The organism is Nocardiopsis ganjiahuensis DSM 45031 (assembly GCF_000341085.1).
Classification (GTDB): Bacteria; Actinomycetota; Actinomycetes; order Streptosporangiales; family Streptosporangiaceae; genus Nocardiopsis; species Nocardiopsis ganjiahuensis.
The window spans coordinates 279,122-292,177 of the sequence record NZ_ANBA01000009.1 but is presented as its reverse complement, the minus strand read 5'-3'; the positions used below and the strand labels follow the sequence as shown (position 1 = coordinate 292,177).

10 protein-coding genes and 2 CRISPR repeat arrays (1 of these 12 running past the window's edge) are annotated in these 13,056 nt (G+C 69.5%); all 10 genes read left to right on the top strand.

Going from position 1 to position 13,056, the window contains the following annotated elements; translation table 11 throughout:
* The first annotated feature begins 219 nt into the window (after positions 1–219).
* The 10 genes from D458_RS0112450 to cas2e all read left to right on the top strand — a co-directional run bounded on the left by D458_RS0112450 (position 220) and on the right by cas2e (position 12,384).
* Entirely contained in the window at positions 220–984 is a 765-nt protein-coding gene (locus D458_RS0112450) for a GntR family transcriptional regulator (RefSeq protein ID WP_017587083.1), read from the top strand.
* Positions 981–1,439, top strand: a complete 459-nt coding sequence (locus tag D458_RS35480; protein WP_083936294.1) for an NUDIX hydrolase — start codon at positions 981–983, stop codon at positions 1,437–1,439. Before D458_RS0112450 ends, D458_RS35480 begins: the two co-directional genes overlap by 4 nt.
* A gap of 119 nt (positions 1,440–1,558) precedes the next feature.
* A CRISPR array of direct repeats spans positions 1,559–2,137; the repeat unit is 29 nt; unit sequence CTGCTCCCCGCGCACGCGGGGATGGACCC.
* A 727-nt stretch (positions 2,138–2,864) separates the two neighbouring features.
* Entirely contained in the window at positions 2,865–5,783 is a 2,919-nt protein-coding gene (locus D458_RS0112445; RefSeq protein WP_017587082.1) for a CRISPR-associated helicase/endonuclease Cas3, read from the top strand.
* A gap of 88 nt (positions 5,784–5,871) precedes the next feature.
* The gene (gene casA / locus D458_RS0112440) at positions 5,872–7,587 is read left to right on the top strand and encodes a type I-E CRISPR-associated protein Cse1/CasA (RefSeq protein ID WP_017587081.1); all 1,716 of its coding nucleotides are present in this window, start codon (positions 5,872–5,874) and stop codon (positions 7,585–7,587) included.
* A complete protein-coding gene (casB, locus tag D458_RS0112435) occupies positions 7,584–8,243 on the top strand; it encodes a type I-E CRISPR-associated protein Cse2/CasB (RefSeq protein ID WP_017587080.1) in 660 nt (219 codons plus the stop codon). Before casA ends, casB begins: the two co-directional genes overlap by 4 nt.
* A gap of 191 nt (positions 8,244–8,434) precedes the next feature.
* Positions 8,435–9,622, top strand: coding sequence for a type I-E CRISPR-associated protein Cas7/Cse4/CasC (gene cas7e / locus D458_RS0112430; protein ID WP_017587079.1), 1,188 nt, complete (start codon positions 8,435–8,437; stop codon positions 9,620–9,622).
* The gene (cas5e, locus tag D458_RS0112425) at positions 9,619–10,356 is read left to right on the top strand and encodes a type I-E CRISPR-associated protein Cas5/CasD (protein WP_017587078.1); all 738 of its coding nucleotides are present in this window, start codon (positions 9,619–9,621) and stop codon (positions 10,354–10,356) included. The genes cas7e and cas5e overlap by 4 nt, the downstream gene beginning before the upstream one ends.
* Positions 10,356–11,093, top strand: coding sequence for a type I-E CRISPR-associated protein Cas6/Cse3/CasE (gene cas6e / locus D458_RS0112420; RefSeq protein WP_017587077.1), 738 nt, complete (start codon positions 10,356–10,358; stop codon positions 11,091–11,093). The genes cas5e and cas6e overlap by 1 nt, the downstream gene beginning before the upstream one ends.
* Entirely contained in the window at positions 11,093–12,037 is a 945-nt protein-coding gene (gene cas1e / locus D458_RS0112415) for a type I-E CRISPR-associated endonuclease Cas1e (RefSeq protein WP_017587076.1), read from the top strand. The genes cas6e and cas1e overlap by 1 nt, the downstream gene beginning before the upstream one ends.
* Positions 12,034–12,384, top strand: a complete 351-nt coding sequence (gene cas2e / locus D458_RS0112410) for a type I-E CRISPR-associated endoribonuclease Cas2e (RefSeq protein ID WP_026119235.1) — start codon at positions 12,034–12,036, stop codon at positions 12,382–12,384. The genes cas1e and cas2e overlap by 4 nt, the downstream gene beginning before the upstream one ends.
* A gap of 98 nt (positions 12,385–12,482) precedes the next feature.
* Positions 12,483–13,056: direct repeats of the CRISPR family, unit length 29 nt; unit sequence CTGCTCCCCGCGCACGCGGGGATGGACCC; it runs 3,301 nt beyond the window's last position.

Genomic DNA, 13,056 nt, shown 5'->3' with positions numbered 1-13,056 from the left:
CTCTCCCTCACCTGTAGAGCAGCGGCACACCCTTCACTCTGTGGAGCGAGGTGACTGCTTTGGGCTCTGCTTGGGCACGACGATAGAGACTTATTGCATAAGCGTCAAGACATATGACATAAGTTGAAGGGAAGGTCTGGATCAGCCATGATGCGGGGCGCGCAAGCCAGCGCGCTACGGTGAGACACGAGTACACACATGCCGGAAGGGGCACGCTGGATGAGCACCCTCGAACCGCCTCGCGCGCGGTACAAACAGGTGGCCTCGCTGTTGCGCGAAGCTATCCGGAGGGGTGACTATCTGCCTGGAAGTACCCTGCCCAGCCAGCCGGACCTGGCCCGCGAGTACGGGCTCAATCAGAGCTCTATCAGTCGGGCTATGGCCATGCTCCAGAGCGAAGGCTGGGTTCGTACCGAACACGGTCGGGGGTCGGTGGTGCTGGAGATGCCCACCGTCAAGCGTGTGCGGCGTATCGCTCGGGACTATCGCTCCGGGCAGAGCTACAGCTCCTACGCCGAAGAGATGGCCGACACTGGTCTCACGCCCAGAACCGAACTTGTGAGCTGGGGTGCGGAGACCTTTCCCGAGGGCATTGCTGAGGCCCTGGAGCTCGATCCCGGCACGCGAGGGCTCGTGCGCAAGCGCCACATGTTCGCTGACGACAAGCCGGTACAGCTCGCGACGTCCTACATTCCCATGGACGTCGCAGGAAGCGTCGACATCGCGATGCCTGACACCGGCCCGAGCGGCATGTATGAGCGTCTGGCTGAGCGTGGGTTCGGGCCCGTGCGCTTCACCGAGGACATTGAAGTGCGCAGTGCCACTCCGGACGAGGCGTCCTTCCTCAACACCGCGCAGAGCCAGCCGGTGTTCTGTGTCCTACGTACCGCTTTCGACGCCAATGGTCGTCGAGTAGAGGCCTGCACCAATATCCTCGCCGCATTCCGCTGGAAGCTAACCTACGCGTGGGGTCAGGAACCATGAGCGAGAACCCGCTGCACAGCGTGAGCGTCACGGGGGTGGTCGTTCGCCCGGCGGACGGTCGGGTCCTGGTCATCAAGCGTTCTGATGATGGGCGTTGGGTGCCGCCTGGCGGGGTTCTCGAGCTTGGCGAAACTCCCGAGGAATGTGCTGTTCGTGAGGTGCGTGAGGAAACCGGTGTGGAGGTCAAACCGCTCCGGCTGACCGGGGTCTACAAGAACATGAAGCTTGGCGTGGTCTCTCTGGCCTTCTTCTGTGAACCTGTGGGTGGTCAAGCTCAAGCCAGCTCCGAAGCCATGGCAGTAGCCTGGATGACTCCAAGCGAGGCCCTCTCTGCGGCTCCCGAGGCCCGTGGAATTCGCATAACGGATGCCCTGAGCGAGGGCGGACCGTTCGTTAGGGCTCACGATGGTACGCACCTGTGTCCACCTCATCTGCTGGTGAATCGCGACGGCTGAGCTCGCAAAGGAAACTGAAGGGGTTTTGGGTGATTTTGCAACTTTTGTCTTTGATGTCTGGCTCTCAACAACGTGCAGATTCCAGCATCTTTGCTCCTTAAAACTGCAGGTCATTGAGACTGCTCCCCGCGCACGCGGGGATGGACCCGAAACAGAACGATATGACGGAACGAAACGGAACTGCTCCCCGCGCACGCGGGGATGGACCCATGAACGACGCCCTCGTCCAAGCCCTCACCCGCTGCTCCCCGCGCACGCGGGGATGGACCCGCCCCGGCACCTGGGACACCTGGGCAGAGCACCTGCTCCCCGCGCACGCGGGGATGGACTCTACCAGGAGGTTGCCTACTGGATCTCGGAGAACTGCTCCCCGCGCACGCGGGGATGGACCCGCACCCGCCATGACCAGCGCAGCCACCCCCCGCTGCTCCCCGCGCACGCGGGGATGGACCCGGAACACTCCCTGATGGCCTGGTTCAAGGTCGACTGCTCCCCGCGCACGCGGGGATGGACCCCACAGGTACGCGGCACGTGTCGCGTCATGGTCCTGCTCCCCGCGCACGCGGGGATGGACCCGGGTTCGAGCCCTACCCGCCCACCCCGAACGGCTGCTCCCCGCGCACGCGGGGATGGACCCGGGATCCACACCAAGATCGAACGGTACGGAGCCTGCTCCCCGCGCACGCGGGGATAGACCCCAGCGGGTGTACTCGTCCGTTTTGGCGCGCAGATACTCCTCGCGCACGTGAGGATGATCCTGCTGAGATGAACGCAGGGCCGGAAGCTGGTTCAGCAGAAGCCTTGAACTGTTAGCTGATCAGCCTATCGAAGACAAGAAAAGCGATGGATGAGGGCATCACTCCGGAAGCGGCTGCTGCTGCAGGAGATTCTCCTGCTGCCCAGCAGAGGCCGCAAACCAGGACGAAGACGAAGAGGGAGAGTGCAAGGATGAAGGCGGTTCGCAAGGGGATGCGGTCCCTTGCAGGGGTGGGAGGGGCGGCCTGGGGGGTCATGTAGCTCCTTGAGAGATGTTGGCTTGTTCATCTCTTGTAGCTGATGTGTTCGATATTTTTCTCGGATGTGGATACGATAACGTGTTGTGACCGCTCCTGCACCCTTCCCTGCTAAACGCAGGGATGGCCCCACATCGGCTACGAGCGGTACATGCTCCCCGCGCACGCGGGGATGGCCCCCGCATGCGTACAACGCCATCGACTACCTCGACCACTCCTTGCGCATGCGGGGTCAATATCCTTCTTCCCTCCCGTGCGCCCCTGCTGATCAGAGCCCCACCACTCCCACAACCTGGAACCCCGTACCACAGGTATGTCGCTTTTGCTGACGAACCGGCGAGTACACATTGGCCACATCGGGACGGCGGGAAAGTTCGGTTCTTGGCTCGGAGTGTCGGCGGTGGCCTTTTAGATGGGCACCATGACCCCCCACCCCCCTTCCCAGCCCTGGAGGGACCCCCTCTCCGAGGCCGCTCGCAGCGTGTGGGCCAAGCACGACTTCGACTCCGACGGCTGGCTTCCGCTCTACCGCCACATGGCCGACAGCGCCTTCGTCGCGGCCAAGCTCTGGGACGAGTGGCTTCCCGGGCAGGTCCGCTCCCTCATCGCCTCGGCCCTCCCCGAAGGTGAGGCGGACGCCCGCCTGCTCGCCCTCTGGTCGGCCGCCACCCACGACATCGGCAAGGCCACCCCCGCCTTCGCCTGCCAGGTCGAGCACCTCGCGGACGACATGCGCGCGCACGGCCTCGACATGCCCCTGCAGAAGCAGATGGCCGATCGCCGCCTCGCCCCGCACGGCCTCGCGGGCCAACTCCTCCTCCGGGACTGGCTGGTCGAACAGCACGGCTGGCGGCTCCGCGACACCCACCAGTTCACGGTCGTCGCCGGTGGCCACCACGGCATCCCGCCGACCAACTCCGCCATCACGGACCTGGACGACCACCCGGCCCTCCTGCGCACCCGTGGCAGCGCCCCCGCCTGGCAGCAGGTCCAGACCGAACTCCTGGACACCGCCGCCCACGCCACCGGGGCCGCCGCCCGGCTCGCGCACTGGCGCACCGTCAAACTCCCGCAGACCGCCCAGGTCCTGCTCACCGCCCTGGTCATCACCGCCGACTGGATCGCCAGCAACCCCGACTACTTTCCCTACTTCCCAGGCGAACGCAGCACGGATCCCGAACGCTCGGAGCAGGCCTGGCGCCTCCTCGGCCTCCCACACCAGTGGAGCCCTCAGCAACCCCGGGGTACCGCGGCCGAACTCTTCGCCGAACGGTTCGACCTGCCTGACGGAGCCCTACCGCGGCCGGTCCAGGAACAGGCGGTCGAAGCCGCCCGGAACATGAGCGGGCCTGGCCTGATGATCATCGAAGCGCCCATGGGCGAGGGCAAGACCGAGGCCGCCCTGACCGCCGCCGAGATCCTCGCCGCCGAAACCTGTGCGGGCGGTTGTTTCGTCGCCCTGCCCACCATGGCCACCAGCAACGCGATGTTCGCCCGTTTCACCCACTGGCTGGACCGCCTCCCCGGCATGCCCCGGGAAGCAGCCTCCATCTTCCTCGCGCACTCCAAGGCCCACCTGAACAAGGAGTTCTCCCGCTACCTCGGGGGCGGCCCCCGCCTGGCCACGGACACCGACCGGGACTCCGAGGGCACACCCGGCGCCGCGGCACTGGTCGCCCACCGCTGGCTGCGCGGCCGCAAGAAGGGCATGCTCTCCTCCTTCTCCGTCGGCACCGTCGACCAGCTCCTCTTCACCGGCCTCAAGAGCAAACACCTGACCCTGCGCCACCTCGCCCTAGCGGGAAAGGTCGTCGTGATCGACGAGGCGCACGCCTACGACACCTACATGAACACCTACCTCGACCGCGCCCTGGCCTGGCTCGGCAGGTACGGCGTGCCCGTCATCGTGCTCTCCGCGACACTTCCGGCCCGGCGCAGGCGCGAACTCGCCCAGGCGTACACGGGGGCCTCACCCCGCACGGGCGACGAGCAGGGGTACGCGGAGGTCGGCCGGGCCGACGCCTACCCGCTGATCACCACCGCCGAACCCGGCACCGTACCGCGCCTGTACACCCCCGCCGCTTCCGGTCGGGCCACGGACGTTCTGGTGGAACCCCTGGACGACGACCCCGGAACCCTCACCGACCGCCTGGAGCGGGAACTGGCAGATGGCGGCTGTGCCCTCGTCATCCGCAACACCGTCGCCCGGGTCCACGAGACCGCCGCGCACCTGCGCGACCACTTCGGCGACGCCTCGGTGACCGTCGCCCACTCACGCTTCCTGGACCTGGACCGCGCTGCCCGGGACGAACAGCTCCTGCGCGAGTACGGCCCGCCGGCCAAGGTCGCCGAATCCGGCGGGACCCGCCCCGCCCGGCACATCGTGGTGGCCAGCCAGGTCGTGGAGCAGTCCCTGGACGTGGACTTCGACCTGCTCGTCACCGACCTCGCCCCGCTCGACCTGGTCCTGCAGCGCATGGGCCGACTGCACCGCCACCCCAGGGGAGAGGGGCAGGGTCAGCGCCCGCCGCGCCTGCGCACGGCTCGCTGCCTGATCACCGGAGTGGACTGGACCGAGACCCCGCCCCGGCCGGTGCGCGGCTCGCGCACCGTCTACGGCGAGTACCCGCTCCTGCGGGCCCTCGCCGTGCTCCGCCCGCACCTCGAAGCGCAGACCGACAGTGCCCGCACCCTTCGGCTGCCCGAACACATCAGTCCGCTCGTCCAGGCCGCCTACCGCGACGCCGGAGACCACGCCGGCACCGCACCGGCCGGTTGGACCCAGGCCCTGGACAGGGCCCGCATCACCCAGGAGGCCGAACAGGCCGACAAGGCCACCCGCGCCCGCACCTTCCTCCTCGACCCGGCGGCCCGCGACGGCAGGGCGATCATCGGCTGGGTGGATGCAGGGATCGGTGAGGCCGACGACAGCCAGAGCGGAAAGGCACAGGTCCGCGACACCGGCGAGAGCCTGGAGGTGCTGGTCGCCCGCCGCTGCGCCGACGGCACCGCCACCACCGTCCCGTGGCTGAGCGGGCAGCGCGGCGGGTTGCCGCTGCCCACTGAGTCCGTTCCCGCGCCCGAGGCCGCCCGCGCCCTCGCGGCCAGCGGGCTCCGCCTGCCCTACCAGTTCACCCTCACCGGCCAGATGATCGAACGCACCATCGCCGAGCTGGAATCCGACCTGGTCGATGCCTGGCAGACCAAGGAGGCCCACTGGATCGCCGGGGAACTGGTCCTGTTCCTGGACGAGGACGACCGGGCCGAGCTGGCCGGACACCGGCTCCACTACACCGAATCCGACGGCCTGGAGGTCACCCGTGCCGAGTGAGACACCCCCATCCGGATCTGCGTCCACCACCGCACCCCCGACCGAGCACACACCCGGGCCCGCGGCCCCCGGACCCGCATCCGAACCCGTGCCCGGGTCCGACCACACGGCCACGCCCACCTTCGACCTCACCCGCAGTCCCTGGGTCCCGGTGCTGCGCAATGACGGCACCGAAGCCGAACTGTCCCTGACCGAGGTCTTCGAGCAGGCCGCGGACGTGCGCCGCCTGGTCGGCGACGTGCCCACCCAGGACTTCGCGCTCCTGCGCCTGCTCCTGGCCGTCCTGCACGACGCGCTCGACGGCCCCCAGGAGATCGAGGACTGGGGAGACCTGTGGGAAGAGGGCCTGCCCCTGGAAGAGCTGCGCGCCTACCTGGACACCCACCGCGAGCGCTTCGACCTCCTGCATCCGCGCATTCCCTTCCTCCAGGTCGCGGACCTGCACACCGGCAAGGGCGAGTACTCGGCGCTGGACAGGATGGTCGCCGACGTGCCCAACGGGGCCCGGTTCTTCACCATGCGCGCCCACGGAGCGCGGCGCCTCGGACACGCCGAGGCCGCCCGCTGGGTGGTGCACGCTCACGCCTACGACCCCTCGGGCATCAAGTCCGGGGCCGAGGGCGACCCCCGGGTGAAGGGCGGTAAGGGCTACCCCCAGGGCGTCGGCTGGGCGGGCAACCTCGGCGGGGTGTACGCGGAGGGCGACGACCTGTGCCAGACCCTCCTGCTCAACCTCATCGCCTTCGACACCCCCAACCTCGAGACCGCCACCGAACCCGGCCGGGACCGCCCCGCCTGGGCCCACCCGCCCACCACCGCCGCACCCCTGGAACCCGTAGAGGCGGCCTCCCGGCCCCACGGGCTGCGTGACCTCTACACCTGGCAGAGCCGCCGCCTGCGCCTGCACCACGACACCGAGGGGGTGCACGGCGTCCTGCTCGCCTACGGCGACCCGCTCACCCCCCGCAACATGCATCCGCGCGAACCCATGTCCGCCTGGCGGCGCAGCCCCGCCCAGGAGAAGAAGCTCCGCGAGACCACCGTCTACCTGCCCCGGGAGCACGACCCGACCCGCGCCGCCTGGCGCGGCCTGGGCGCCCTCGTCACCGGGAAGGTGCGGGGCGCCGACCAGCGCCAGGAAGCGGCCGAGAAGGTGCGCCCCCGCGTCCTGGAATGGATCGCCCGTCTCACCGTGGACGGCTACCTGCCCCGCGGGTACCTCCTGCGGGCCCGGCTGGTCGGAGCGGTCTACGGCACCCAGCAGTCCGTCATCGACGAGATCGTCGACGACGCGGTCGCCATGCCCGTGGTCCTGCTGCACGAACGCAACCGCGAACTGGCCCGGGAGGCCGTCGACGCGGTCACCGACGCCGAGGACGCCGTCACCGCCCTGGGCGACCTGGCCACCGGCCTGGCCCAGGCCGCCGGGGCCGAGAGCGACGGGCCGCGCGCCACCGCCCGCGACCGCGCCTTCGGCGACCTCGACGCCCCCTTCCGCAATTGGCTGAGCGAACTGGTGCCCGCCGCCGGGACCGCCGACGGAGCGGAGGACCCCCTGGACGATCCCCGCTACCCGACCGAACAGCGCCGGGAATGGCAGCTCACCGTGCGTGCCACCGTCGCGCGGCTGGGCGACGAACTCATCGAGTCCGCCAGCGAGGCCTCCTGGGAGGGGCGCGTCCTGCAGACGAAGAGCGGCGCGTTCTGGCTCAACACCTCCAGCGCCGACCTGCGCTTCCGCAGAGCTCTGCGCGCGAGCCTCCCCCTGACCGTCTCCGACCACACCACGGAGGAATCCACGTGACCACAACGAGCCCCACCCGGTTCATCCACGAGCTCGGGGACGTCGGGACGGCGGTGGACGAGCGGGTCCGCCAGCTCCAGACCGGATACCTCAAGGACCTCTCGGAGTCCGTGGCCACCCTGGCCAAACTGCGCCGGGGCGCGGGCAAGACCATCGAAGAGGCGCCGGAGCTGGTCGGCCTCACCACCCACCCCGACTTCTACGAGCACTTCCCCCTCGACCACCCCCGGATCGGCGACGCCGAGGCCGCCGTGCACGAGGCCCTCACCCTCTACGCGCTCCACCAGCAGTCCAAACGTGAGAAGGGCATGCACCGGCGCGGACACGAACTCGGCGCGGCGGTCCGCCGCCTCATGCCCTCCGGCGACATCGACGAACCCCTGCGCAAACGCTTCGTGCAGGCCCAGACGGCGAACAGCCCTGCCACCCGCATCGACCGTCTGCGCGCCATCGTCACCCTCCTGCGCGCCGACGACATCCCGCTGGACTACGGGCTCCTCGCCGACCAGCTCTACGACGCCAGGACCCGGGCCGGCGCCGAGCGGGTGCGCCGCTCCTGGGGGCGCGGCTTCCAGGCGTACCGGCCCAGCAGAACCGAACGGGAACAGGACCCGGACAAGGGCCGGGAGGAGGACGGCACCGAGCCCGTCGAGTAGGCCCTCGGGTCCGAACGCGTCCCAGGCCAACGCGCGTCCCGAGTGAACACGCGCCCCGGACGGACGCGCCCCACCGCTGCGCATCCCGCCGTCACCGGGCGCATCCGGGGCCCTTGGGCCCGCCGAACCACCCCGCACCCGCAGCACCGCATCGAACACTGAACCGCACCGACCAGACGAGGACACTCCCCATGAGCCGCACCATTCTCGACGTGCACGTGCTGCAGACCGTGCCGCCCAGCAACCTCAACCGCGACGACACCGGCGCCCCCAAGACCGCCGTCTACGGCGGCGCCCGTCGCTCCCGGGTCTCCAGCCAGGCCTGGAAGCGCGCCACCCGCCTGGCCTTCGACGCCCTGGTCGACCCCCAGGACCTGGGCACCCGTACCAAGCGCGTCGCCGAGCTCATCGCGGCGAGCATCCGGAAGCTGGACGCCTCCATCGAGGAGGCCGAGGCGCTCGCCCTCGCCGCCGAGACGGTGCAGACGGCGACCGGCTCCAAGATCGAGCCGCCCAAGCGCAAGGCCGACGCCGCCAAGAAGAACGGCGATCCCGCTCCCGCGCCCGAGTCCGCCTACCTCATGTTCCTCAGTGCCCGCCAGCGCGACGGGCTCGCCGAGCTCGCCGTGGAGGGCCGCGAGGACATCAAGGCCTTCCTCAAGGACAAGGACAACAAGGCGCGCGCCAAGTCCATCGCGGACACCCGCCACTCCGTCGACATCGCCCTGTTCGGCCGCATGGTCGCCGACGGGGCCGACATCAACGTCGACGCCGCCGCGCAGGTGGCACACGCCCTCAGCGTGCACGCGGTGGAGAACGAGTCGGACTACTACACGGCGGTCGACGACCGCAATCCCGAGGACGAGACCGGGGCGGGCATGATCGGCACCGTCGAGTTCAACAGCGCCACCCTCTACCGTTACGCGGCCGTGGACGTGGACCTGCTGCGCAAGAACCTGGGGGAGGGGCTGCGCGAGGACGAGCCCGTCACCGAACCGCTGCGTCGTGCCGTGGAGGCGTTCGTGCGCGGGTTCGTGGAGTCGCTGCCCACCGGCAAGATCAACACCTTCGGCAACCACACCCTGCCCGACGCGGTCATCGTCAAGCTGCGGAACTCGCGCCCGATCAGTTTCGTCGGGGCCTTCGAGGAGCCGGTCGAGGCCGAGGCCGGGCACGTCGCCCAGGCCAGCGCACGGCTCGCCGAGTACGTGCCGCAGGTGGAGCGGGCCTTCGGGGCCGCCGACGACGTCGACACCTGGGTGGTCCGGGTGGGGGAGCGCACCGCCAAGCTCTCCGGGCTCGGCGCCGACGTCACCCTGCCCGAACTGGTCGAGCAGGTCGGCGCGGCCGTCGCCCGGCGTCAGGCGCCGCAGGCATGAGCGGGTCCGCCACACTCGCCCTGCCCCTGGTTCTGGCGGGCCCCCTCCAGGCGTGGGGTTCGGCCTCCCGGTTCGCCCGCCGGGGCACCGAGAACGCCCCCACCAAGAGCGGAGTGGTCGGGTTGCTCGCCGCGGCCCTGGGCCGGGACCGCACCGCCGACCTGTCCGACCTGGCGGCGCTCCGCTACGGGGTGCGCGCGGATCAGCCGGGAACACGGGTGCGCGACTACCAGACCGCCCACCACCTGGTCACCGGTACTTCCATGCCGGTCTCCGAGCGCTTCTACCTGTCCGACGCGGTGTTCGTCGCCGCGGTGGAGGGTGACCCCGAGCTGGTCCGGGAGCTGTACGAGGCGGTGCGCGGCCCCGTCTACCTGCCTTACCTGGGCAGGCGTTCCTGCCCGCCGTCCCGCCCCCTCGACCTGGGTGAGCCGGTCGCGAGCCCGGTCGAGGACGTCCTGCGCGACCAGCCGTGGCAGGCCTCGGCCTGGTACCAGCGTCGTGTCGGGCGCCGCCAGGGGCCGGAGATCGAACTGGGCACGCTGGTGGACGCCGACCCCGGGGACGGCAGGGCCGACTCCCTGCGCGATCTCCCGATCAGCTTCGATCCGCGTCACCGCCGCTACGGCCTGCGCGCGGTGCGGTCCGGTTCGGTCACCGTGCCCAACCCCTTCCCGCGCCGCGTGAAGACGGCGCCCGACCACGAGCCCCTGTCCGCGCTGGGAGGCCACTGATGCACCTCACCCGATTCCGTTTCAACACCCACCGGCCCGGAGCCCGGAAGCTGCTGTCCTCCCCGCAGGCCATGCACGCGGCCGTGATGGGCGGGTTCCCCGACCTGTTGCCCGCAGACCCCGGCGGCGGCCCGGGACAGGCCCGGGTGCTGTGGCGGGTGGACCGCAACGCCAGGGCGGAAGTGTTCCTGTACGTCGTCAGTCCCGACCGGCCCGAACTGACCCACCTGGTCGAGCAGGCGGGTTGGCCCCACGCCGAAGCGGGTTCGGGATGGCAGACCCACGAGTACGGCGGTTTCCTTTCCAGGCTCGAGGCGGGGCAGACCTGGGCGTTCCGGCTGACGGCTAACCCCGTGCACAGCATCCGGCACAAGGACGGTGAGGACACCAAACCGACCGCGCACGTCACCCCGCGCCACCAGGCGGGGTGGCTGTTGAAGAAGCAGGAGCAGTGCGGGTTCGAGGTGGTGCGTGCCAAGGATCCGGACCCGGCCCTGCCGGAGGTCGACGGCTACGAGCTGCTGGTGCACGACCGCAACAGCGCCGGCTTCGACAAGCCCGATCCCCGACCCGAGCGGAAGGGAAAACGGATGCGGGTTCCGGTGGTCACCGCGACCTTCGACGGGAGGTTGACCGTCACTGACCCCGAGGCGCTGCGCCGGGCCCTGAGCGCGGGGATCGGCCGGGCGAAGGCGTACGGCTGCGGGCTGATGACCCTGGCTCCGGTGAGCGGGTGATGACGACGGTCGGTAGGAGACGGACCCTGTCGCCGCGGGAGCTGACCCGGATGAAGGATCGGGTGTCGTTCGTCTACCTGGAACGGTGCGTGGTGCACCGGGAGGACAACGCCATCACTGCCGAGGACGGTGACGGGACCCGGTACATCCCCGGAGCGACCATCGGCACGCTTCTCCTGGGCCCGGGGACGACCGTGACCCAGGCCGCGATGAAAGTCCTGGGGGAGTGTGGTGCCAGCGTCGTCTGGGTGGGCGAGCACGGGGTCCGCTTCTACGCAGCGGGGCGGGGCCTGACGAGCTCCTCCCGGATGGTGGAGGCGCAGGCGACGGCATGGGCCAACCGGCAACGGAGGCTGGACGTGGCCCGGACCATGTACAAGCTGCGTTTCCCGGACCTGGACGTCGAGCGGTTCAGCCGACAGCAGCTTCTGGGCAAGGAGAGCGCCCGGGTCAAAGCTAGTTACCGGGACGAGTCCGAACGGACCGGGGTGCCCTGGCACGGGCGGAAATACATACCCGGCCAGCACGACATGTCTGACGCGCCGAACAAGGGCATCACCTCCGCGGCGCAGTGCCTTTACGGGGTGGCGCACACGGTGACGGTCGCCCTGGGGTGCAGTCCGGGGTTGGGCTTCGTGCACTCGGGACATGACCGGGGGTTTGTCATGGACATCGCGGATCTGTACAAAGTGGAGATCGGCATCCCGGTGGCCTTCGACGCGGCCGCTCAGGGCGACGAGGATGTCGACGGTGTGACCCGCAGATTGCTCCGGGACCGGATCAACACCGAGGGTCTGCTCGAGCGGTGTGTGGGGGACGTCCGGAAACTGCTTCTCGGCGAGGGGGCCGAAGAGGGAACGGAAGAGGACAAGGTCGGCCTGGTCGGTGACGGAGACCAGTTGCTGGAGGCTGGACGGCACCACCCGGACGAGGTGGTGTGGTGACCGTCATCGTGCTTGCCAAGTGCCCCAAGGGGCTGAGGGGATTTCTCAGCCGCTGGCTGATGGAGATCTCGACGGGGGTTTTCATCGGGAACCCCTCCCGAAGGGTCAGGGAGGCGTTGTGGGCCGAGGTCCAGGAGTACGCGAACAACGGTCGCGCCCTGCTGGTGTACGGAAACGATTCAGAGCAGGGATTCGCCTTCGAGACCTTCGAGCACGACTGGGAACCGAAGGACCACGAAGGATTGGTTCTGATGCATCGTCCCAAGAAGCCCGCCAGCAGGCGCTCGAGTGTTGCCAAGACCGGTTGGAGCAAGGCTTCCAAACGGCGCAGGTTTGGAAAGCGGTGAGCGATATGGTGCCTATGGGTTGCATGTGTCTAATGTCCAACTTTCGAGAAGTTGGAAAAATCGCTGCTTGCCACTGGTAAGTTGCCAGGTCAAAAAGTCTGCTCCCCGCGCACGCGGGGATGGACCCAGCGCCAGCCCGCGCGCGACCTCCGCCCATGCCTGCTCCCCGCGCACGCGGGGATGGACCCGTCATGGCGGTCACTGGGCGCCCTCGGTGGGGCTGCTCCCCGCGCACGCGGGGATGGACCCATCCCCGACGACGCCACGACGTGCCCCGACTGCTGCTCCCCGCGCACGCGGGGATGGACCCGGCCGGATGGGGTCAGCGCTGACCCAGAGCTGCTGCTCCCCGCGCACGCGGGGATGGACCCGTCCAGGGCGACGCTCTGGCTCGACTCAGGGCCTGCTCCCCGCGCACGCGGGGATGGACCCCTGGCCGTGGTCTGGTCGAAGCCGCTGTTCTCCTGCTCCCCGCGCACGCGGGGATGGACCCGCGAAGGTCTACCGTCGCCTGTGCGAGGAGCTCTGCTCCCCGCGCACGCGGGGATGGACCCGTTGGTGTGGAGCGGAAGGCGGGGGGTGTTGGCTGCTCCCCGCGCACGCGGGGATGGACCATGGCGTTGTACAGGTCGTCGATGCCGCGGAAGCTGCTCCCCGCGCACGCGGGGATGG